We start from the raw sequence: 23,716 nt of genomic DNA, 5'->3' as shown, positions 1-23,716 counted from the left end.
GTGGTGGGCCATGCGAAGTCTGCCCTGAGCCTCTGACATCTCCTCATCGGTGAGGTTCGGAAGCCAACCGGTCGGGGGTGATCCTGTCTCCCGCCAGGCGCTTTGCTCTCGCACGACGGTCATGGCGAACTAGCATCGACGGCGTGACCGTTGCCACCGATCAGGGACCATCCACGTCTACGGGCCTGCCGCCTGTTCCCGAGCCCGGCCAGATCGTTCAGGTCCGTGGTTCTACATGGGCTGTGGCGGATGTCCGCGAGCAGGGCCTACTGCGGAGCCCAGCGGACGAGGCGCACCCAACACGCAACCACGTCGTGGCGCTCCAGTCCCTGGACGAGGACCGTCTTGGCGAGGAGCTACGTGTCGTCTGGGAGCTCGAGGTCGGTCACTCGGTGGCTCCTGATCAAGGCCTTCCGGACCGCATCACCGCAGAGGAATTCGACGACCCGAACCGCCTCGCCGCATTCGTGGACGCAGTCCGTTGGGGCGCCATCACCTCGGCGAACCCGGACGAGTTCCAGGCTCCGTTCCGCTCGGGCGCGAACGTCGAGGCCTACCAGCTCGAGCCGTTGCGTCGTGCACTCCAGGCGCCGCGAACCAACCTCCTTCTCGCAGACGACGTCGGCCTCGGCAAGACCATCGAGGCTGGCCTCGTGGTCCAGGAGCTGCTGCTCCGCCACCGTGCGCGGAGCGTCGTCATCGTTTGCCCGCCCTCCCTGGCTCTGAAGTGGCAGGACGAGATGCGGGAGAAGTTCGGTCTGGAGTTCGTGATCGTCAACAGCGACCTCATGTCACAGGTGCGTCGTTCGCACGGCCTGAACGCCAACCCGTTCCGGCTGTTTCCCCGCGTGATAGTCAGCATGGCCTGGCTACCGGGGGTGCGCGCTCAGCGCCTCCTGCGCGAGGCCACGACCAACGTGGGCAAGATCAACAGTGCCCGGCGCTATGCCTTCGACATGTTGGTGGTCGACGAGGCCCACCACGTCGCCCCGTCGAGCCCGACGAGCGTCGGCCAGGCTCGCGGTTACGCGATTGACTCGAAGCGCACCGTCGCGGTTCGTGAGCTCGCGAAGACCTGTGAGCACCGTCTGTTCCTGAGTGCAACGCCCCATAACGGGCACAGCGAGTCATTCACCGCTCTGCTGGAGATGATCGACAACCGTCGCTTCAGCCGCGGTGCATCAGTCGATCCGAAGGCGCTCAAGGAGGTGACGGTGCGCCGCCTCAAGGGCGACATCGAGGCCAAGAACTTCAAGACCCGCGAGCTCTCGACGATCCCGTTCGAGCCATCGGCGGTTGAGCAGCAGCAGTTCGAGCGCCTCACCAAGATTCTCGAAGACAGCGCGCGTGCCAACGGCAAGAAGCGCTCGGGCGACATCGTCTCGATGCTTCTGAAGAAGCGCTTCCTGTCCAGCCCGTATGCGTTTGGCACCACCCTGGCCGGCTACCGCGAGGCACAGTTCGGCGGTACTCCGGAGTGGGAGGACGACGAGGACGACTACTACTCCGAAGTTCTCGGTAGCGGCCAGTCGGACGAGGAAGAGGGCGCGACGGAGCACCCTGAGTTCAGTGCCCTGCGCCAGTCCAAGGCGACCGACCCGCTCGTGACCGCCACCGAGGAAGAGATCGAGAGCTTGGTCCAGTGGGGTATCGGGTACGCGCAAAAGCCCGACTCTCGCCTGAGTGCGCTGATCAGCTGGCTGAACAGCATCTGCCGCCCGGACAAGGCGACCTGGACCAACGAGCGCGTGGTCATCTTCACCGAGTACGCCGACACACTCGAGTGGATCGTTGAGAACCTGCGTCAGCGTGGATATGACTCTGAGCGCTTGGCAACGATCCAGGGCTCTACGGACACCGAGCAGCGCGAACTCACTCGAGCTCGGTTCAACGCGGACCCAAGCAAGGAGAAGATTCGTGTCCTGGTGGCCACCGACGCCGCCGGTGAGGGCATCGACCTCCAGAAGCACTGCCACCGCCTGGTGAACTTTGATGTGCCGTTCAACCCGTCGCGCCTGGAACAGCGCATTGGCCGCATCGACCGTTATGGCCAGACCCACAACCCCGAGATCGTGCAGTTCCTCCCCGAGCGGGGGAGCGGCACGTTCCGCGAGGACATGGACTTCATGCGTCGCATCGCGGAGAAGGTCGCTACGGTCCAGGGCGACCTCGGGTCCGTGAACCCCGTGATCGATGCCGAGATCCAGAATCAGTTCGGTCGCATCAACGTCGCGCCGCGGGGTGCGATCAGCAAGGACAAGGACGCCGTCAACCAGGTCATGGCCGGCTCGGCCGAGCTCAACCGCGCCCTGACCCGGCTGGCAAGCCAGTACGACACGCTCAAGGAACGCATGCACCTGACGCCGGACAACTCCCGGCGCGTTTTGGATACGGCTCTGGCGCTGACGAGCCAGCCCGTCCTGCGTGAGGTCGGTTCTGAGGACACTGACGAGCCCGTCTTCGAAGTTCCCAGTCTCGGCCAGAGTTGGCAGCTCGCCCTGCGCGGTCTGTCGACGCGCCTCGCTCCCGGCGTCAACCGTCCGATCACGTTCAGCTCTGAGGCGGCCCTGGAAGCTGTCAACGATGACGTGGTGCACGTCCACCTCGGCCATGCACTCATGCAGAAGGCCAGCCGCATCCTGCGCTCGTCTCTGTTCAGCGCAGAGTCCTCGATGAACCGCGTGACCGCCGTGGTGGTCGACGACATTGAGCAGTCCTGCGTTGCTGCCGTCGCCCGCCTGGTCCTGGTGGGGCGCGGAGGACTGCGCCTGCACGAGGAGGTCTTCCTTGCCGGCATTCGCGTGAAGGGCCGCGTTCTCGCGGAGGCCAAGGCCGAGGCACTCGTCGAGCGGACTCTTGACCTCAGTGACCTTGCCCTTGCTGGGCCTGAGATTCGGGAGAAGCTCGCCGCCGAGTGGAACGCGCCCGAGCGCGGCCTGCGCGACCGCCTTGACGACGCGATGCGCAAGGCCGCCGAACGCAAGCAGCAGACCGTCACTGACAGCCTCAAGCACCGTGAAGAGGCCGACGTGAACCGCGCCCGCGAGATCTTCGCGGCCTTCCGCCGCAACCTCACCGAGTCATTGGCGCGCCTGCGCCAGATGGAGAAGGAGTCGGCGGCAGCGCTATTCACTCTGGACGAGGAGAAGCGCCAGTTCCAGCGCGACATCCGCGCCATGGAGGACCGCCTCGCCGAACTCGACGCCGAAGAGACCCGCGAGATCGCGGGTATCCGCGAGCGGTACACCGATATCAAGCCGTACGTCGCCGCCGCAGCCGTCGTCTTCGCGCTGACCCCGGCAGACGCTCAGCAGGGAGACCTCACATGAGCCGTCCGTACACGCGCCGCCTCACCAGCGTCACCGACCGCCACCGCGGCTGGCTAGAGCTGGTCGACCGCGAGGGCCCGTTCGTCGCAGTCCCCGCCCTCAAGCGCGTCTGGCCTCAGGGGATCGGGCAGATCTCCGAGTCCGCCAAGGCTGCGCTCCGCGACGCCAAGCCCGACATTGACCGGGCCTGGGACCAGTGGTTCAACAAGCCCGGCGACGAGAACGTCCTCGCGGGCTACCGTGGCGCTCGCGACAAGTGGGTCACCGCGGTGCTTCAGGACGTGGCTGGCTGGGGCAACTTCCTCACCTGGGACATGGCGTCGCTGCCCGATGGCGTCCCGCGCGCTGCGTCACCCGACCACGCTGTGACCGTCGAGGCGACGGGAGCCTTCGTGCGGGGCCAGGACGTTGGTGCGCTCGTCCTCGTGGTGGACCCCGTGTCGTCGTTGCGCGACCCGTACGACGACGCTTGGTCCGCCAACCCGATCGACCGCATGGACGCGATTCTGCGTGCCTCGGGTCACCCGGTGGGCGTTGTGACCGACGGCCGCTGGTGGGCCATCGTCTCCGCGCAGACCGACGTCATGACTGCGTCGGGGATCGTCGACTCCCAGACGTGGATCGACGAGGGTGCGGTCCGCGACGCGTTCTTCGCGCTGACCGAGCCGAAGCGTCTGCTCGGTGGTGCGGAGTCCGATCGCCTCCCCGCCTTGTTCCGCGAGTCCGTCACGGCGGCCGAGGAGATCACGGTCGCACTGGGCACCCAGGTGCGCCGCGCTGTCGAGCTCCTGGTCTCCGCGTTCTCCGAGTCCGCGATCGACGCCCGCGATGCCGGCCGACCCGATCCGTTGCCCGCCGATCGGCACCAGGTCTACGAGGGCGCCGTCACCGCGATGATGCGCGTCGTGTTCCTCCTCTTCGCCGAGGAACGCTCGATGATGCCGCAGAGCGCTCTGTTCACCGAGGGCTACGGCATCAGCGACCAGCTCGACGTGCTGGAGGCTCGTTTCCAGGATGAGAATGCTGAGGCCCTGGACGGCACGCACCACACCTGGCACCGCCTTCTGGCGACCTCGCAGGCGTTGTACTCGGGCGTCAGCACCGAGGACATGCGGCTCCCCGCCTACGGCGGCTCGCTCTTCGACGCGGAACGCTTCGCGTTCCTGACCACGGTGTCCGGCGACGGTGCCCTTTCGGTGACCGCCAGCGACCGCGTGATGCTCGAGGTCCTCAAGTCGGTGCAGTACGCCACCGTCGGCAACGAGCGGCGCCGCATCTCGTTCCGCGACATCGACGTGGAGCAGATCGGCTACATCTATGAGGGCCTGCTCGGCTACACCGCCGAGGACGTCACCGAGGTTACGGTTGGCTTGGTCGGCAAGGACGGCGAAGAACCCGAGGTCCCGCTCGGCCTTCTGGACGACTTGTACGAGGAGACGGGCGACGACGCTCGCTTCATCACGGCCCTGCTTGACTGGCTGAAGAAGAACCAGTCCGGCGCGAAGGCGAGGAGCGGTACCGCTCTGAAGAAGGCCCTAGTCACCCTGCCCGACGACGCCGAGCGCGCCCTCCTCGCGGTGACTCGCGATGAGGAACTGCTGGCACGTCTGCGCCCCTACGTCGGCATCATCCGCCGAGACTTGCGCGACCGGCCCATTGTGATCCAGCCCGGCGGCCTCGCCGTGGTTGAGACGCCCTCGCGGGCGAACTCGGGCGCCCACTACACGCCGAAGTCGCTGGCTCAGGAAGTGGTGCTGCACGCACTGGAGCCGCTCGTCTACTCGCCCGGTCCACACCAGACGGCCGACCGTGATCAATGGCGGCTTATCCGCTGGAACAAGATCCTCGACCTCAAGGTCGCTGACATCGCGTGTGGATCCGGTGCGTTCCTCGTCGCTGCGGCCGAGTATCTGGCTGGCAAGCTGGTCGAGGCCTGGCACGCAGAAGGGATTGCCACCGGCACCCCGCACCAGCTGGAGATCCGCGCCCGGCGCCAGGTCGTAGCCGGCTGTCTGTACGGGGCCGACATTAACGGCATGGCCGTCGAGATGTGCAAACTCTCGCTCTGGCTCGTGTCACTGGACCCTGGCCAGCCGTTCTCCTTCGTGGACGACAAGGTGCTGCACGGCAACTCCCTGCTCGGCGTCACCGACATCAGGCAGCTCGATGCGCTGCACATCGACCCCACGCAGGCAAAGACCTTCACCGGCCACGGCGACGCCATGATGGGGTTCTCCACCGGCGCGCTGTTCGGCGAAGGCTCGGAAGCCACCGGGATCGAGATGCTCGACGTCGGCAGTGTGATCCACGATGTCATCGAGGCCCGACGCGACCTCGCCAGCCCGATCGAGGAGAGCGACCCCGCCCGCTCGGCCAAGGCCAAGCGCCGTCTGCTTGACCGCATCCACGAACGCTCCGCCACCTTGAGCAAGGTGGCCGACGGAGTCATCGCTGCCGGGCTGCGTCACGGTGGTAAACCCGGCAAGAAGCTCAACGAGGCCTACGACGACCTGCGGATCGCGGTGGACCGGGCGTTCCTGGCCGACGGAGTAGGCGACTCTGCGATGCTTGACCGCGTCATCAACGCAGGCCTTACCCCCGATGCCGTCACCGACTACGACCGCTGGAAGCCCCTCCACTGGGCCCTCGCCGTGCCCGACGTCTTGGGCGGCTCCGAGTCTCATGGCGGCTTCGACGCGATCATCGGCAACCCGCCGTTCCTCGGTGGACAGAAGTTGACCGGCGCAATGGGCACCAATGTCCGCGACTGGTTCGTCAACGTCCTAGCCGACGGCGCTCGCGGCAGCGCTGACCTGGTGGGTTACTTCTTCCTGCGCGTTCAGTCGCTGCTGTCGCCGCATGGAACGCTCGGCCTGATCGCGACCAACACCATCGCGCAAGGTGACACGCGCCAGGTGGGGCTCGACCGCATGGTGGAGTCGGGGCTGACGATCACGCGCGCGATCCAGTCGCGGTCGTGGCCAGCACAGTCCGCCAACCTGGAGTATGCGGCGGTGTGGGGGAGCGTTGGCCTGGTGCCCGACAGTGTCCAGCGAGTGTCAGATGGCGTGACGGTGCAGGCGATCTCGACGCTCCTGGAACCAGCGGGGCGGGCGACCGGAAACCCGATGCGGCTGGTCGAGAACGCTGACCTCGGTTTCATCGGATGCTACGTGCTCGGCATGGGGTTCGTGCTTGAGCCGGACGAGGCCCAGCAATGGATCGCCGACGATCCGCGCAACGCCGAGGTACTGCGCCCGCTGCTGGGCGGGACGAATCTATACGGGAACCCTGATTGCTCGGCGTCGAGGTGGGTGATCGATTTCAACGACCGCAGCGAGGTCGAGTCCGCGAAATACGAGGCACCTTTTGCGCGAGTGCTTGACCGAGTGAAGCCGGAGCGGATGGCGAACAATCGTAAGGTCTACCGGGACTACTGGTGGCAGTATGCGGAGAAGCGGCCCAAGCTCCGGCGCACCATTGAAAACTTCGACGAGGTGCTCGTGCTTGTGCAGACAAGCAAGGGTTTGATGCCGGTGCGGGTGCCCACGGGCCAAATATTCACCCACAAGCTCGTTGTCTTTGCATCTGGTTCTTATAACCTGCAGGCGGTCTTGTCGTCGAACGTTCATCAGACCTGGGCGATTTGCTTCGGCTCTTCCATGCGCGTCGACCCTGTCTATACGCCGTCGGATGTCTTCGAGACGTTTCCCCGTCCAGCACCTACCGACCGCCTCGCTGAGATCGGCAGGATGCTCGACACCGAGCGCCGCGAGACGATGCTGCGGCTCGATCTGGGTCTGACCAAGCTCTACAACCGGGTCAACGACCCGGAGGACTGCGGAGATCGCGACGTCGAGCGCCTGCGCCAGATCCACGTCGAGCTGGATCATGCGGTCATGGCGGCCTACGGCTGGGACGGCTCCGACGGCTTACCGGCGGTGCCGCTGGACCACGGCTTCCACACCTACCGTCAGATGGAGCGCTGGACAGTGAGCCCAGCTGCCCGAGTGGAGATCCTGGACCGGCTTCTGGAACTCAACCACTCTCGTGCCGCCGGATGAACCGCGGTCAGGTCTCGTCGGGTTGCTGCAGGAACTCTAGTCCGTTACGGAGGTGGCGCGGTAGCGCGTCAGCATCACGCGGCCGAAGTTCCCGATGCCTGGTCGGTTCGCCCGCCGAGGACGCCGAGCTCCAGGTACGGTGACGATGACCAGCCAGTTCACCACCGGCGGAGGACGAATGACCGAGGTGACCGGAGTCTCGACGGGCTCGACCGCCGAATCGGGATTCCCTAAGGACGCTCGCGAATACGAGCTCTCCCACGCCCCCAAGGGGGAGTGGGACTCATGGACCGTTCGGGAGAACCTCTCAGACATCCTTGAGCGGGAGCTCCTGGGGCCGGCTCACGGCGACGACGAGGTGCTCGAGGCCCAGCCTGATGCCCTCTACCTGGTGGGCCGGATTGCACCGGCCAAGCTGGTTGGTAAGGGTGCGGTCACGCAGGCCGACGCGGAGGACGCCGACGACGACATCGTCCCCGGCGAGGAGGCCGACCAGGGGCGTGGGGTGCCGGTGGCGAACACCGACCACGACCCGGCCTCGGCGGACGACGACGGTGTCGAGGACGCCCCCATCCGCAAAGGGCTGATGATTCCCGCGTCCATGGGGCTTCGGTTCCAGGTGGCATTGACTCAGGAACGCGTGACAGTGCGTGCCTCTTGGGGCACGTACCGGGCGGAGGTATCCGACGAGGTAACGAAGAGCGGGAGGCAGATCCGCCGGTACGTGCGCACCACGCACGACTACGCGAAGTCGGTTGAGGTCGGCTCGCTGATCCCTGGTGAAACGAAGAAGGTCTGGCTCGAGGAGAAGGTACTGCTTCAGATCGACGTCGTGGACTCGGAGCGCTGCCGCATTGTCGAGGTCGCGCTGTGCAACGACAGGGAGACTCCGCGGAAGATCCCGACGGACGCGTGGATGTACCAGACGCAGATCCACGTAGAGGCGGAAGGTAGGGACGTGTTCTTGCCTGTCACCGACGTGCTGCAGGATTCGACGCTGGACTCCGAGAACGAGCTGGCCCGGCTGCAGCTGCAGTACCGGGACCGGCTGGAGTTCGCGATCGGCCGGACCTGCTCGGTGGACTGGACGGTGGCTCCGGGGGCGCGTCGGGCAACGCAGGTTCGGACTCGGTGGCTCCCGGTCTCGGAGACCCCGCAGACACGGGCGCGGGAGATCGAAGGCGCGCTGCTGGACATGGAGCGACTGGCGTCGGCGTCGGCCGCTGAGCTCGACGCGGGCCTGCGGCCGATCGTGACCGGATACCGGGCGTGGCTCGAGTCCCAGGACGCCGTCGCGGCGGACCTACCCGACCACCTACGCGAGGTGGCGGAGGACGCGATCCAGGACGCACGCAAGGTCGCCAAGCAGCTCGAGCGCGGGTTGGACTTTCTACTTGGCGACGAGGAGGCGCTGCGCTGCTTTGGGTTCATGAACCGCGTGATGGCCGACCAGCGCGTCCAGTCCCAGGTCGCGGCGCTGCGGGCGGAGGAGCCCGGGTTGGACCTTGCGGCAGCCCGTGCGAAGGTGCTGGAAGGCGGGCCGAAGGCCCACTCCTGGCGCACCTTCCAGCTCGCCTTCGTGCTGATGCAGATCGAGGCCCTGGCGGTGCCGGGGCTTCCACGCCGCTCCGGCGAGGCCGCGAGCGCGGAGCTCCTGTTCTTCCCCACCGGTGGTGGCAAGACCGAGGCATACCTCGGCCTTGCGGCGTTCACGTTCGCGGTGCGTCGTCGGCAGGGTGTTGTCGAGAGCGTCGATGGCAAGCTCGACGGCGGCGACGGTGTCGCCGTGCTCATGCGCTACACGCTGCGGCTCCTGACGGCGCAGCAGTTCCAGCGGGCGACGGCGTTGATCTGCGCAGCGGAGGTGGAGCGTCGCCGGGCACCTGAGGTTTGGGGCGAGAAGCCGTTCCGGATCGGCCTGTGGGTCGGGACGTCGGTATCGCCCAAGCGGTACAAGGAGGCAGAGGAGCAGCTCAAGAAGGCCAACGAGCTGAACAGCAAGTACGGCCTCACGGTGCTGCAGCTACAGCGCTGCCCGTGGTGCGGCACACCGATCGAGGGCGCCAAGCACATCAAGGGCGACCCGGTGACGCGGCGGGTTCTCGTGTTCTGTGGGGACGCCTTCGGCGACTGTCCGTTCGCAGAGGGCGCGGGCGACGGTGAGGGGCTGCCTGTCCTGACGGTCGACGAGGAGATCTACCGGCTGGCGCCGGCGTTCGTGATCGCCACGGTCGACAAGTTCGCGCGCCTGGCCCGCGAGGGTGAGGCTGCGGCGCTGTTCGGGTACGTGGGTCGGCGCTGCGACCGGCACGGTTACGTGCACCCGGACTACGACGGGTGCGACGTCCAGGTGGGCGGGATGCATCCGCGTAAAGACACCCACCCGTCGGCGCGCGTACGCCGTGCGGACCGGTTGCGGCCTCCGGACTTGATCATCCAGGACGAGCTGCACCTCATTACCGGAGCGCTCGGCACTGCCGTTGGCGCGTTCGAGATGGCGATCGACGTGCTCACAACGTGGAAGGACGCCTCTGGTTCGCCGGTGCGCCCCCTTGTGGTGGCGTCCACTGCGACGGTGCGAAACGCCGTCGACCAGATCCGCGGTCTGTACGGGCGCAAGGTCACGATGTTCCCGCCGCAGGTGCTGGACGTGGCCGACACGTTCTTCTCCAGCGAGCTGCCGGTGACGCCTCAGACGCCTGGGCGGCGGTACGTGGGCGTGAGCACCACGGGTGTTCGGCTGACCGCGGCGGAGATCGTCGTCGCGAGCAACCTGCTCCAGGCAGGGCAGCTGCTGATCGACCGAGCGGGCAAGGCTGCCGACCCGTACATGACACTCGTGGGCTACTTCAATGCCACCCGCGAGCTGGCCGGCATGGCACGGTACGTCGCGGACGATGTGCAGACGGCAATCCGCAAGAAGCGGCCCGGGAAGTACTTCCCGACGAGATTCGGCACCGCGTACGGATCCTTGAACGTAGCCGAGCTGACGTCGCGCGTGGCGAGCAGTGAAATTACCGCCACGCTGGACCACATGGCCGTGGGGTTCGACGTGGGAGCCGACTCGTCCGCAGGCCGCCAGGCACTCGGTGAGAAACGCAAAGCCGGGGAGACCGTCGAGTATCGGGACGTGAACCCGTTCGACGTCGTGCTGGCCACGTCGATGCTCCAGGTGGGCGTCGACGTGACCCGGCTCGGCCTCATGCTGATGGTGGGGCAGCCGAAGAACACAGCGGAGTACATCCAGGCGTCCTCTCGTGTTGGCCGTGACGCGGGTCGACCGGGACTTGACGCCGGCCGACCGGGACTGGTGGTAACTCTCGGGAACTGGGCGCGCCCCCGCGACTTGGCCCACTTCGAACAGTTCCGGCACTACCACGAGACGTTCTATTCCCAGGTTGAACCGCTCTCGGTGACGCCGTACTCGCTGACGTCGCTGGAGCGGTCACTCGACGGCGTGCTGGTTAGCGCGGCACGGGTGCTGGACGCGCCCCGCGAGGACGGGCTCTCGTCGGAGAGATCGGCCAACCGAATCGACGACGCCGTGCCGCGGGTCGAGGACCTGATCGAGCGCATCGTTGCCCGAGCTGCTGTCGCGGGGGGAGAGGCCGCCGCGCACGAGGTCTCCGAGCGGCTCAAGAACCGGCTGGGGCAGTGGCTGGCACGTCGCAAGATCGTGGCGAAGAAGCAGCACGAACTCGTCTACGAGCGCGTGCGCGACGAGTCCAAGCAGAGTGCGCTCCTGCTCTCGCCGGAGAACTCGCAAGCTGGCCACGGCATCGACAGCGTGCCGTTCACGGTGGCCAACTCGATGCGTGAGGTGCAGCCGGAAATCAACCTGCTCGTGAGCCCGATCAAGGAAAAGCTGATGGCGACGGAGCTGTACATGGCGCCACCCGAATGGGTGATGGCGGCACCCAGTGATACGAACGGTGGGGTAGATGACTGACGTCCTTGATGGACCTGTGGGCGACGTCCTCGATCCACTTGGCGACCTCGATGCCGCTGACTCTCAGAAGGCGACCAAGAACCGCGCCAAGGTGGGTTCGGCACGACCGTCGAACCTGCTCTACAACTACGGTCCTGGCGCCATCATGGACCTGCCGCACTTCACGGTGATGCCGGCTGGGCTCGATGACTGGGACCGGGTCTGGGCGCGTCGTGGAAGCATCCCGACGGTCTATGCTCCACGCCTGCTTGATGCTGTTCGACGCTTTCCAGGACAGTTCGGTGTCCAGGAACTGAGGCCGTTTCCATGGGCGCCGAAGCGAAACCAGGCATCCAAGGAGGGAGACGACCTCGGAGTGCCATCGAGGGTATTCCCGCAGTGGCTGCGGTGCACGGGTTGTGACCTCCTGGCTCCGCTGACGCGGTTCGACTACGTCAACACCAACCCGTTTCGACCTGACATGGCTCGCTTCGAGCATCCGAAATGCCCGGGGCACCGCGGAAAGCCCAGCAAGGTCGCTCGGCAGGCTGTCCCCGCCCGGTTCCTCTTGGCGTGCCCTGACGGCCATGTGGACGAGTTCCCGTACGACTGGTGGGTTCACGAGGGTGGGCCCTGCCCTGCGGGCGTCGAGCAGGCACCGTTGAAGATGACCGAGCGCACGGTTGGTAAGGGCGCGTCGGCAACCGTGCACTGCGGCGCTTGCGGTCAGTCGCGGCCGATGAACGCCGCACAGGGTGAGGCTGGTCGGGACAAGCTGCCGCGTTGCCGTGGGCGGCACCCGCACCTCGGCATGTTCGACTCCAAGGGCTGCAAGAACGCCTCGCGGCTGATGCTGCTTGGCGCGTCGAACCTCTGGTTCGCGGCGACGCAGTCGATCGTGGTCATGCCGGAGTCCGAATCGGCTGGCGTCGTTGCCAACGGGTTCGGGTGTGCGCTCGTTGCGGTGGCAGGGCACAAGCGGGTTGAGAAGTACCAGGACAGGCTTGACCGAATCCGTGAGTTCCTGGAGGACGAGGACTCCGAGCTCGCTGCATGGTCGGACGAACAGCTCCGCACGGCGGTGGAACAGGCACTGACGCCCGAGCCGACCGAGGAGGAGGTGTACGAGGCGCTGGAGAAATGGGACCCGATCGAACTGCTCGTCCCGGAGTGGAATCACCTGCTGCAGGACCCGCTCGGACCACAGCACGAGGCCGACAAGAAGAGCGGGCTCGCGCTGACGAAGCAGGACGTCCACGCGGAGCTGGAGAAGCGGTCAGTGTCGCGGGTGCTATCGATCGACCGACTGCGGAAGGTGAACGCCGTGGTCGGCTTCACGCGGATCGACGAGATGGAGCGGGCGAACGACATGCCCGCCCGCATTGCGCCGCTCACCCGAACCGGCGGTCCCACGTGGGCAGTCGCGACCGAGGACCGCGGCGAGGGCATCTACCTGCAACTCGACGAGGGCGCCGTCGGGCGGTGGGAAACGAAGGTCGAGGCGACCGAGCTGTGGGAGGCCCACCGGGCTGCCAACGAACGGAACTTCAACGCGAGGTACTCGGAGACGTCGAAGGACGTTGACCCCGACACTCGTCTGCTGCCCCCGAGGTACTGGCTGCTGCACACGCTGTCGCACGTGCTGATCCGCGAGATGGCGATGTACTCCGGGTACTCGGCGGCGTCATTGTCCGAGCGGATCTACGCATGGAAGCCGACCGAAGACCGGCCGGCCGCCGCTGGGCTGATGATCATCACGACGGCCTCGGACTCCGACGGAACCCTTGGCGGGCTGGTGCAGCTTTCTAGGCCCGACCAACTTTGGCGGGTGACGAAGCGTGCTCTGGAGCGGGCGAAGCGGTGCTCGTCGGACCCGGTGTGCGCACAGCGGACACCAAAGGACCCCGAGGACTTCCTGCACGGCGCGGCCTGCCACACGTGCGCCATGGCGTCGGAGACGTCATGCGAGCGTGCGAATCGGTTCCTGGACCGACGGTTCCTTGTGGACCTCCCTGGGGCAGCGGGCCTTGGCTTCTTCGGCTGAGCGGGGCGAGGCCATGCGCGCACTTGGTGCCCTCCTGACGGGCACCGAGGCGCGGCTCGTTGCAACGGCGCTCGAGGACGAGGAGTCTGTGCCGTCGGCGTTCGCGATGGTGGACCTGGGGCGTCGGTCGCACGCCCTGGATCTTGTAACAGGTGCCGGGTTGCGGGCGGACCGTGAGCTGCTCGCCGCGGTCCTACGGGGCGTTGAGGGTGCCCACTCGGTGACGCGACGCGTTGAGACGCTCTGGACCATGCCCGGCCACCTGGCCGGCGGCGGTGGACTGACGACTTCCTTGGTGCCGCTCGTCGAAGGCGCTCGGGAGTCGGTGGTGTGCTCGACGTTCAACTTCCAGCGGTCCTCGGGAATGTGGGGCGCACTGCGGGCAGCCTCGCGACGGCCGGGGGTTGGGGTGCGGGTGTACGTCGATGCCGGTGCGAGCGCAGGAGGATCTGGTCCCTCCGCCGGTGAGGTTGCGGAGTGGCTGGCGCCGGGGGAGGCGTTTCGGACCCGGGACTTCGACGGCAGGCCGGTCCGGAACCACGCGAAGTTCCTCTCGGTGGACCACCGGTTCGTGGTCGTCACGAGCGCGAACTTCTCGTGGAGCGCCGAGTACGGGAACATCGAGCTCGGCGTGCGCATCGATGACCCGAGCCTTGCAGACCGGGTGGAGCGGGAGATGCGGGACGCGGAGGACGTGCTCTACGAGCCCATCGGAGCCTGAAGACAGGCCTTACTCCGTGCAGCGACGTGATCAAGCACAGGATTCTCCTGAAGCTGATGCTGACCGGCACATCATTCCCAGTCTCGGATTCATCGCTCCCGGAACCTGCCATCCAGGCGACCGCCAACATGACGGACGGCCGGAGCGTAGATGTCACCGAGCAGAACGTCTCCCTGGACTGGGCGGCCGGAGAGATGGTCTCCACGCCCCGCGACCTGCAGGTCTTCTTCGACGCGCTCCTCGGCGGGAGCCTGATCAGCGAGAAGTCCCTGCGCAGATGCGCACCACCGTCCCGATCGGCATGGGCTTCCACTACGGACCCGGCCTGGAACGCTTCGACCTGCCGTGCGGCGGCCAGCTCTGGGGACACGGCGGGCAGCTGCTCGGCTACGTCACCTACGCCTACCGGCGCGACGACGGCCGGAGCCTCACCATGCTGCTCGCCTCCGGCAGGGACGATGGCTTCGTCCCCTTCGCGGCCGCCACGGGAGCGGCGTACTGCCTGACATGACGGGCAGCCAGGTCAGTCCTCCGGATCGGCCAGCACGACAACCCCCGAAGCAGCCTCCAGCAGCGGAACCGTCCGCCGAGCGGCGTCGTCCACCTGGATCCGCGGGTGCGCGGGCGGCTCCGTCTCGTAGTACGTCCCCGGACCGTAGAGCTGCCCGTAACGAACCACGACCCCGTCCGCGTCCAGCACGGCTGCCTCGTGCCAGGCGACGGCGTCGGCTCGCCCGGGTGGCGTCCACGCGATGGACTGCGCAAGCATCCGCGCCCCGCCCGCGGCCCGCGCGGCCGCAAGCAGATTGGCCGTTCCTTCGGTCCGGATGCGCGCGTTCGCGGCAGCCCGCTCCGGGATCTCGGCGGGATCGTCGGGCAGGTCGGTGAGCTGGTGCATCACCAGGTCCGGCCGGGACGCGACGACGGCGGTGGTGAGCGCGTCGACGTCGTACACGTCCACGACGACCGGACTGCCGCCGGCCTTCTCGATCATGCCCGCGCGCTCGGGGGAACGCGTGGTCCCCGTGACGTCATGGCCCGTAGCGAGGAGCAGGGGCAGCAGCCGGGACCCGATCACGCCGGTCGCCCCGGCGAGGAATATGCGCACCGGATGACCCTATGGGACGGGCCGCATGCGTGTCTGTGTCATGCGTCCAGCGCGTAGAACCGGTCCATCAGATCGGTCATGGTCTAGGGAAGTCGACGCGCCGCTTCTTGCTCCCGCCCTTGGGCGTCTCCGTGAGCGTCGCGCGGGAGGCCACGCGGCGCCTGGATTGCAGCGTCAGAGCGGGATCGCGCCAGACGCTGGCTCGGGGTATCGAGAGGGTCCTGGCCTGGTCCCGATGGCGACGACGCCACCAGCACCGCGCCCAACGAGCCCACTACCAACGACACGAAGGCAGCATCACCGCAGCCCACCGGCCCGATCTACGGCTGTAGTACTAGCCACAGCGTCATTCCTGTTGCCAACCGAGCCTGATCCGTCATACGTCGAGCGGAAAGCATGCCGGGCTGGTTCCGCGCCTAGCGTGACCGCAGTCAGTGCCCTGTCGTGACGGAGGCTCGGGCCTTGGTGGCCGGGCCAGTTGGATGGGCTACCGGTTCGAACAGGACCTCTGGCACCCGTGTCGGGCATCCGCACCGGACGGATCGTCGCTCGGCAGCACCTCTGCTACGTCGCACGAAACTCCAGCATCTGCTGGGGCGATGCGAAGTGGCAGGTGGCCACTACACCGGACGGGTGTGTAGAGCAAATACGATCGGACAGGGCGAAATTATGACAAGGTAGGGCACAACGATTGAATCTGTGCGTGTTCGCGGGCAAGATCAGCGCGTGGACTATGACCTGCATAGGCTGGGCCCCAGAGAGTTCGAGCATCTCGTGCAGGCTCTGGCGCGTGAAGCGCTAGGGCCACTAGTCGGAACGTTCGGAGACGGGCCGGACGGTGGTCGCGAAGCGTCCTGGGATGGCCCAGCGCCAGCGCAGGCGGCTGGTGCCCTTTGGGATGGCTATGGCGTTCTCCAAGCGAAGGCCCGCCGTGATATCAAATCGGTATCCGACAACCTTAAGTGGTTCAAGTCGGAAATGGAAAAAGAACTAAGTCTGTGGAAAAAGCCAGACGGAAATCGCCACCGTGTACCGGAATTCTATCTGTTAGCTACGAACGTGCGACTCTCTGCTCATCCTGACGCCGGCATCGACGAAGCAAACCGCTTGGTCGAAGGCATGATTCGTGAGAGCGAGTTGGGGATCAAGGGATTCCGCATCTGGCACTATGACGACATAAGGGTTAGTCTCGACCGGAATCAAGACATTCGCCGATCGTTTGCGGCATTTACAACTCCCGGAGATGTTCTGGCGAGGCTGCTGGATACATCTGAACATCGCCGCGTGGAACTTAAAAATGCCCTATATGCGCACGCAGCACGCACTCTTCTGGATGACAACGCCCTGAATCTAACGCAGGCCGGGAGTGCAGCTGATACACCCATGACGGTCGCGGAAGTCTTCACCGATGTCCCGGTCGCAACGGATAGGTCCGTCGAAGAAGAGACGGAAGAATGGGAAATCGAGGAAGTTCGCAACACGCAAGGTGCGATACCGCTCCTCATCGGGAAAGCAGACGCTTCATATAGCGACACTCGGGCACATGAGTCGCAACGCAGAACCGTACTTCTCGGCGGTCCGGGTCAAGGCAAGAGCACAGTCACGCAGTACCTGGCTCTCGTGTATCGTGCGAGTCTCCTCAAAGGAACGCGCCTCGCTGCTGAAGCCGATATTGCACCGGCGATCGAATCGATCAACTCTAGTCTTGCGAAACTTGGGGTCGCTCCTCCCAATAATCGCCGTTGGCCAATTCGCATTGTGATGACGAAGTTGGCCGATGCACTAAATTCGGGTTCCAGTCCAACCCTCCTTGAATTTATCGCCAGCCAGGTTAGTAGCAGAGGCAGTGTGGTGGTTGACGCTTCCGAAATGCGCTATTGGCTAAAGGAGTACCCTTGGCTCCTGCTCATTGACGGCCTGGATGAGGTGCCGCCGAGCAGCAATCGCGATCAAGTGCTCGAGTCCATTCGAGACTTCTTCTTCGATGCGACCCAACTGGGTGGCGACGTGGTGACGATAGCAACGACACGGCCACAGGGGTATAGCCACGAATTCGACCCGAACCAGTATGAACACCTCGTGCTTACGCCACTGGAATCCGATGCTGCAGTCAGATTCGCCTCGTCTTTCATTGCACTGCGGTCAGGGGCTCATTCGGAACGATCCGCCGACCTTATAGCGAAGTTCGAACGGGCGGCACAAGACAGCGCCACTTCACGGCTACTAGGTTCTCCGTTGCAGGTCACGATCATGGTAGTTCTCCTTGAGCGACTCGGGCAAGCGCCGCGAGATCGGTGGCGCCTGTTCAACTCGTACTACCGCGTGATCTTTCAGCGAGAGCAGCAGAAGGAGGGTGAGCTCGCTGAGTTGCTGCGACGCCATGAGAACGACATTGATCACATCCATCGACGGGTCGGATTCCTGCTGCAGGAAAGGAGCGCCGAGGCCGGGGAGACTTCGAGCGCTCTTTCGAAGGATGACCTGAACGACCTGATCAAAGCTCGGCTCCGCGATCAAGGCTACGACGAGCAGTCTGCCGTCAATTTGACGGCAAAGTTCGCGTCGCTAGCGACGGATCGACTCGTATTCTTAGCCTCAGTTCGAGCAGATACCATTGCGTTTGAGATTCGCAGCCTTCAAGAGTTTATGGCAGCAGAATTCATTATAGGGTTGCCGGAGAGGGATATTCCGGAACATTTGCAGAGTGTCGCTGCGCATCCACATTGGCGTAACGTTATTCTGTTCGCGGCCGGGAAAATATTCGCCGAGCGAGATGTGCTGAAGGACTCGATCATTGTCCTTTGTGAGTATCTCGATCTGGCCACCGGATCTACCGGTCTACCTCGCACTGGAGCCGAAATTGCACTAGGCGTGCTACAAGACGGGGCATGCGAGACCCAGCCGCGTTACGAAAGATTGCTCGCCGCACGCGCGTTGACACTCTTGGATATACCACCTCTCATAGACGCGGAAGGTATCGCACACCTGTGCGCAACCTCGCCAACCGTGGAAGCGTTGGCTTTGGAGCGCCTAGAATCCTGGAATCTCGCGGATGAAGCGGCGAGCGCAAATCGCATAATGGTGCTAGGTGCGCTGGCGGACCGAAGGATAAGCTGGGCTCGAGTAAGCCTTGGTCGGGCCATTGGATTGTTTTCTGAGGCGAACCTCGTGTCGATATCAAACGCCGTGGAATTTGAACGGTGGGACTCCCTGCGGGGTGCAATCTCTTCCAGGGTCGCGGAAATGTCCGTCCCGGGCGCGATAGAGATAGTGCGGGGATCTAGGCGGTTTCGCGGCTCCTTCCGCAACGACGACGGCTCTGCTTCAACCTGGTACGATGCGTTTGCCGCAACGACCTTACCATTTGCGATCGAGGCCCGGCCCAGTGGCCCGCTATTCCGTGAGGGGGGCCCACGTCAGATAGATGCGGGCATCAGGCGGCTCAATCACGGACGCGCGATCTGGGAGCGCGTGATTGCTGCGCTGCCTACTGGTGATGAATGGCAAGCGTTCGGTGCGATCGGCGCTTTTCAGGTGTCGCCCACCGCAGCCAGTTTGGCGAGCGCTTTGCGTAAGTTGGCCTCGATCGGCAGAACTGGTTGGGTGTTTAGAATGGGGTCAACAATTAGTTGGCCCCTGTCGGCCGCTTTGGAGTCTGCGCGGTTTGCTGGAGAGGCAAGTCCCAGCAATGTGCTCGCAGCGTTGGCGGACGCAGCCGACGCAGGAGAACTTGGGGAGCTGTCTGACTGGGAGGCAGCCGAAGCCAAATGGTTCGCTGCGCCCGCCCTTGGCGATATCCTTGAGCCGGCGCCCAGGGGGTCCAGGTCTGGCATTGACTATTGGTTGCCAGTATGGCCTGGTATCAGGGAAGGCGCGCTTCCGTTCGAAGCGCTGGATCTGGTCTATCATTTCCCGAGTTCGGACGAGGACCGCGATGCAACGATGAGATCGCTGGACCGGCTGCTCGATCTCGCCGACAGTTGGGGTGACAGTTCCTCTGCGACGGCGATCCGGTCCTATTGCGCAAACATTGTGGGCAACATCGTCCACACATTGATGCCGGAAATTGGAAGTTACGAGTCTGAAGATGTCCGAGAGGCCAGCGTTGACGCACTTCGCTTGATTGATCGGATTACGATCGATTCCTTGACAAATCGGGTCGGCGGGTATACTCCGTTGTCTTGGTTCGGGCTGTTCGATACGGACGAACTCTTGGCCAGAACGTCGATAAGCGCTCTCGACGAGCTCGGACGTCGAAGGAGGCTATCAGTCGAGAGCTTCGGGTATCACGCTTCCCAATGTATTTCGGACTGGCTGGCGGCTCCTGAGAAGGATGGGCTTTTGCGGCTAGCGATTCACTTGGATGTTGGCACCGCCGTCCGGCTTATTCGGGAGTGGCCGCTGGACGTCCAGCGCCTACTAAAGTTCTGCTCACCTGAACTTGTCTCTTTCGTTCGGTGCATTACGACGGGCGCGGAGGCGGTCTCCCGTGGTGACGTGGATGCTGACCTGGGGAAGATCGGCGTCGGCATGGGCGCTGACGTGTCCGGTGATCGGGATTCAATATACGGAGCTCTCCAGCAAGCACTTGTATTTCTTCCAGTGGCGGAGCGGTCGGCACTGGGCTATCGGGCAAGCAAGTTGGCAGCGCGCTCCGACGTTTACACTGCCTCACAGTTCTTCTTCGCTGCTGGGCGGGAGATGTTGTACTAATAGGGCTTCTGGGGATGGTCTATCCAATAGGTATGCGTGACTGCAGGGGAATGCAGGAAACCTGTGGGCGGCGAGTCTGGGCACGGGATATGCCACCGGCAGGACCGGCAGGCATTTGCTGGCCTGGCACCTGGCCAGCCGCCGTGAAGGCGAGTGACGCCGCATCAAGCCACCCGGTCCGTGGCCAGGAAGGTCAAAGAACTTCTCGACGCGGCCCATTCGACTCCGCACGGCGTAACACCAGTTGTGGTCGTCGCAGGCTCAAGCAACTTTTCTCGGGGCACGAAGGCGCCCTCCGATATCGTTGTGCTCCACGTCAGCGAGATCGCACATTGGTTGGCCAGCCTTGGGGAGAGGATCCGGCCGTGGGAGGTCGAGAAGCTCTACGGCGTGGCCCGCTGGGAGCGGACCTGGTTGCGGCCGAAGGTCATTTCACGACTCCAACCACCGCAATATCGCCAACACACGCCGGTTGTACCCGTCCTCGGCCAGCAACCCCAGCTTGTCGAAGATCGCGTTCGAATGCTTCTCCACCGCCGACGTCGACACATACAACGCCGCAGCGATCCCCGCATTCGTCCGCCCCTCGGCCATCAGCCCCAGCACCTCCCGCTCTCGCTCCGTCAGCCCACCGAGCGCATGCGACGTGTCCCGAAAAAGCTGCCGCACCACATCCGGATCCAGCACCAGCCCGCCGGCGTGCACCCGGTCCAGCGCGTCGAGAAAGTCATCCACGCCCATCACCCGGTCCTTGAGCAGGTACCCGACGGCGCGCGCGTCATCCCCGAGCAGCACCTGCGTGAACTCGCGCTCGACGTACTGCGACAGCACGAGGATCCCCACCTCCGGCCACCGCTCCCGGATCTCCACGGCCGCCCGCACGCCCTCGTCGGTGTGGTTGGGCGGCATCCGCACGTCCAGCACGACGACGTCGGGCCGCTCGGCCGCCAGCCGCTTCATCAGGCCGTCGGCGGAGCCGTAGGCGGCGACGACGTCGTGGCCCTCGTCCGTCAGGAGGCTGCGGATGCCCTCGCGGAGCAGGGCGGAGTCCTCGGCGAGCATCACGCGCACGGGAGGGTCACCTCGATTCGGGTCGGGCCGCCGGTGGGGCTGTCGACCGTGAGGGTGCCGCCCGCGGCGGCTACTCGGCCGGCTAGGCCGGCGAGGCCGTGGCCGGGTTGTTGCGCAGCGCCGCCTACGCCGTCGTCGGCGATCACGACGCGGACGGTATCGGGGTCTCGACGGGCTCGACCAGCGGGGGTGGGGATATCGTCGTCTTCCGGGTCTCGACAAGCTCGACCAGCGACGGGACCAGCGAGCGCGACCGACACGCACGCCTTCCCAGCCCCAGAATGCTTCGCCACGTTGGTCAGCGCCTCCGCCACCACGTTGTACACCGTCGTCTCTACCTCACCAGGCAGTCGCACCGGATCCGGCCAGTCCAGCACAGTCGGCGGAGCAGCCCGCGACACCAGCTCCGCCAGCACCGGCGCCAGCCCATGCGTGTCCAGCGCAGTAGGCCGCACCCGCCACGCGACATCCCGCAGGTCCGTCACCAACAGCTCAGCCTCCCGACCAGCCTGCTCCAGCAACAGAGCCCCAGCAGACCCCGGACCAACAGCCCGCCGCGCCCGGTTCACCAACAACCCGAGCGCCACCGCCCGCTGCTGCACCCCGTCGTGCAGATCCCGCTCGATCCGCCCGCGCTCGGCATCCAGCGCGGCCAGCAGCTCCGCCCGGCTGACGGTCAGCGACTCGACCTGCGCCGCCAGGCGCTCGCTCCGGCTCGGCGCCAGCCACCGCGCAGCAGCGCCCCGGTCCAGCACGCCCCACGCCGAACAGCCCCATCAGGTCCAGGTACAGCAGCACCCCGCCGAGCGGCACCATCGCGAGCAGCGCCCCCGTCGTCAGCCCCTCGCTCTGGTCGGGGTCCAGAACCGTGAACCGCACGTCGAACAGCCACGACGCCAGCCCGGCCACCACCGCGAACAGCCCGTACACGAGCAACCCCAGCACCAGCACCCCCAGCAGCCCCACGCCCACCCGCATCACCAGATACCCGGCGGCCCGCGACGAGGTGAGCGCGGCGCCGTCGTCGGCCCACCCGAGGAAGCGCATGGTGCGACGGCCGTGGAACCCCACCACCGCGGAGACGGCCCGGAGCGGCACGCGACGCCGCAACGACACCACGCCCACCACCGCAAGGACCACATCCACCGGCCACGCGACCGCCCCGAGACCAGCACCCCACAGCATGCGAACAGGAGAGCTGCGCACAACGGCGGGAGTGGGATCCACCTCGCCAGGATAAAGACGACAAGACCCACACGGACTGCGGAAAACCACACCCCGCCCTGCGGAGCACCCCCGCGACCTGGGGAGGACCGCAGTCCGCCCACCCCCTCGCGGCCGAATAGCGTAGGGCCCATGACGACACAAAGCTTCGCCACGACCGTCGCCGACTGGGCCATCGGGCTCATGGAGACCCTCGGCGCACCGGGCGCTGGCGTAGCGATCGCCCTCGAGAACCTGTTCCCGCCCTTGCCCAGCGAGGTGATCCTGCCGCTGGCCGGGTTCACGGCCTCGCAGGGTTCGCTGGTCCTGTGGCAGGTCCTGGTCTGGACGACGGCGGGGTCCGTGGTCGGCGCCCTCCTCCTCTACGGGCTGGGCGCGTGGCTGGGCCGCGACCGCCTGCGCAGCATTGTGGACCGCATGCCCCTGGTGAAGCTGGAGGACGTCGACAAGGCCGAGACCTGGTTCAACCGGCACGGGGACTGGGCGGTGCTCGTCGGCCGCGTCATCCCGATCGTGCGCAGCCTCATCTCGATCCCCGCCGGCGTGGAGCGCATGCCGATCTGGCGATTCCTCGCGTTCACGACGCTCGGCTCCGGCGTGTGGAACACGATCCTGGTCGGCGCCGGCTACCTGCTGGGGGACCAGTGGCACATCGTCGAGGAGAGCGTCGGCGTGTTCCAGAACGTCGTCATCGTGGTCGTGGCGCTGCTCGTCGTCTGGTGGCTCGTGAAGACGCTCCGGGGCCGCCAGGACCAGGACACGCCACGGCACGTGCGGAAGCGCTGAGGACGAACCGCCCGATCTAACGATCGGCCAGCCTCCCGATCAGCCGGTCGGCGCCTCCGTGTACTGCCGCACCGATACCTCGAGGCCGTCGGCGATCATCGTCAGCGCCTCCCCGAAGTCCCCGTCCTCCGCCGGCTGCGTGCCCGCGTCCTCCGGGTTCAGGGACGTGTCCGCGGCGAGCAGCCCGAACGCGTCCGCGCTCAAGCGCTGCTGCTCGTGGAACGTGTACCCGACCACGAAGTGCATGACGGCCTCCGCGGCGACCCGCGACAGCGCGTCCGGCACCCCGTCGCGGCGGGTGACCACGATCAGCTGCGGCCAGATCGGCGAGTCGACGAGCCCGAGCGCCAGCGAGCTCGACACCAGCTCGGCGGCGTCGCGATAGGCGAGCAGGCACTCGCGCAGGCGTGCGCCCAGCTGGCGGACGGCCTCGGACACGGTCAGCTCCTCGACGCGCACGTCCTCCATCGGCCGGAGAATCCGCGCGCTGACCGCGGCGAGCAGCGTCTGCTTGTTCGGGAAGTGCCAGTACAGGGCGCTGGCCCGCACGTCGAGGGCCGTGGCGATGTTGCGCATCGTCAGGTCGGGCAGCCCGTACTCATCCAGGAGGCGGAGGGCCATCTCGGACACGTCGTCGCGGCTGTGCCGCCGTCCGTTTGGGGATCCGCTCATCACCCCAGTATGGTGCTGAACGCCGTTCAGGTGAACACCGTTCAGGTGTAACAACG

The 23,716-nt window shown here is 65.7% G+C and carries 13 protein-coding genes; 8 read left to right on the top strand and 5 right to left on the bottom strand.

The genetic code is table 11. The annotated features are described in order from the left end of the window. Positions 1–143: 143 nt before the first annotated feature. From drmD to ACFT2C_RS07620, 6 genes are all read left to right on the top strand, one after another. Complete coding sequence (gene drmD, locus ACFT2C_RS07645; protein ID WP_377206430.1) at positions 144–3,329, top strand: DISARM system SNF2-like helicase DrmD; 3,186 nt, start codon at positions 144–146, stop codon at positions 3,327–3,329. After that, positions 3,326–7,393, top strand: coding sequence for an Eco57I restriction-modification methylase domain-containing protein (locus tag ACFT2C_RS07640; protein ID WP_377206429.1), 4,068 nt, complete (start codon positions 3,326–3,328; stop codon positions 7,391–7,393). Before drmD ends, ACFT2C_RS07640 begins: the two co-directional genes overlap by 4 nt. A gap of 145 nt (positions 7,394–7,538) precedes the next feature. Further along, positions 7,539–11,342, top strand: a complete 3,804-nt coding sequence (drmA, locus tag ACFT2C_RS07635; protein WP_377206428.1) for a DISARM system helicase DrmA — start codon at positions 7,539–7,541, stop codon at positions 11,340–11,342. After that, complete coding sequence (gene drmB / locus ACFT2C_RS07630) at positions 11,335–13,365, top strand: DrmB family protein (protein ID WP_377206427.1); 2,031 nt, start codon at positions 11,335–11,337, stop codon at positions 13,363–13,365. The genes drmA and drmB overlap by 8 nt, the downstream gene beginning before the upstream one ends. A 13-nt stretch (positions 13,366–13,378) precedes the next feature. Next, positions 13,379–14,086, top strand: a complete 708-nt coding sequence (gene drmC / locus ACFT2C_RS07625) for a DISARM system phospholipase D-like protein DrmC (RefSeq protein ID WP_377206426.1) — start codon at positions 13,379–13,381, stop codon at positions 14,084–14,086. Positions 14,087–14,363: 277 nt separating this feature from the next. Beyond that, positions 14,364–14,597 (top strand): hypothetical protein, encoded by a 234-nt coding sequence (locus ACFT2C_RS07620; RefSeq protein ID WP_377206425.1) that lies wholly within the window; start codon positions 14,364–14,366, stop codon positions 14,595–14,597. Between the two features lie 12 nt (positions 14,598–14,609). Here ACFT2C_RS07620 and ACFT2C_RS07615 read toward each other — a convergent pair whose 3' ends face one another. Next, on the bottom strand, positions 14,610–15,194 hold the full coding sequence (locus ACFT2C_RS07615) for an NAD-dependent epimerase/dehydratase family protein (RefSeq protein WP_377206424.1): 585 nt from the start codon (positions 15,192–15,194) through the stop codon (positions 14,610–14,612). A gap of 726 nt (positions 15,195–15,920) precedes the next feature. Between ACFT2C_RS07615 and ACFT2C_RS07610 the strand changes: the two genes are divergently transcribed. Beyond that, positions 15,921–19,907, top strand: coding sequence for an NACHT domain-containing protein (locus ACFT2C_RS07610; protein ID WP_377206423.1), 3,987 nt, complete (start codon positions 15,921–15,923; stop codon positions 19,905–19,907). Between the two features lie 432 nt (positions 19,908–20,339). Here ACFT2C_RS07610 and ACFT2C_RS07605 read toward each other — a convergent pair whose 3' ends face one another. Genes ACFT2C_RS07605 through ACFT2C_RS07595 form a run of 3 tightly spaced genes read right to left on the bottom strand, consistent with a single transcriptional unit; the run spans position 20,340 to position 22,205 of the window. After that, on the bottom strand, positions 20,340–20,969 hold the full coding sequence (locus ACFT2C_RS07605) for a response regulator (RefSeq protein ID WP_377206554.1): 630 nt from the start codon (positions 20,967–20,969) through the stop codon (positions 20,340–20,342). After that, on the bottom strand, positions 20,969–21,565 hold the full coding sequence (locus tag ACFT2C_RS07600) for a sensor histidine kinase (protein WP_377206553.1): 597 nt from the start codon (positions 21,563–21,565) through the stop codon (positions 20,969–20,971). Before ACFT2C_RS07600 ends, ACFT2C_RS07605 begins: the two co-directional genes overlap by 1 nt. After that, on the bottom strand, positions 21,471–22,205 hold the full coding sequence (locus ACFT2C_RS07595; protein ID WP_377206558.1) for a hypothetical protein: 735 nt from the start codon (positions 22,203–22,205) through the stop codon (positions 21,471–21,473). The genes ACFT2C_RS07600 and ACFT2C_RS07595 overlap by 95 nt, the downstream gene beginning before the upstream one ends. Before the next feature lie 129 nt (positions 22,206–22,334). Here ACFT2C_RS07595 and ACFT2C_RS07590 point away from each other — a divergent pair, with 129 nt between their 5' ends. Next, the gene (locus ACFT2C_RS07590) at positions 22,335–22,988 is read left to right on the top strand and encodes a DedA family protein (protein ID WP_377206422.1); all 654 of its coding nucleotides are present in this window, start codon (positions 22,335–22,337) and stop codon (positions 22,986–22,988) included. Between the two features lie 39 nt (positions 22,989–23,027). Here the strand turns inward: ACFT2C_RS07590 and ACFT2C_RS07585 are convergent, their stop codons facing one another. Next, a complete protein-coding gene (locus ACFT2C_RS07585) occupies positions 23,028–23,660 on the bottom strand; it encodes a TetR/AcrR family transcriptional regulator (protein WP_377206421.1) in 633 nt (210 codons plus the stop codon). Positions 23,661–23,716: the final 56 nt, after the last annotated feature.

This window comes from Promicromonospora sp. NPDC057138, from assembly GCF_042670845.1.
GTDB lineage: Bacteria > Actinomycetota > Actinomycetes > Actinomycetales > Cellulomonadaceae > Promicromonospora.
This window is presented reverse-complemented; position numbering and strand designations above follow the sequence as displayed.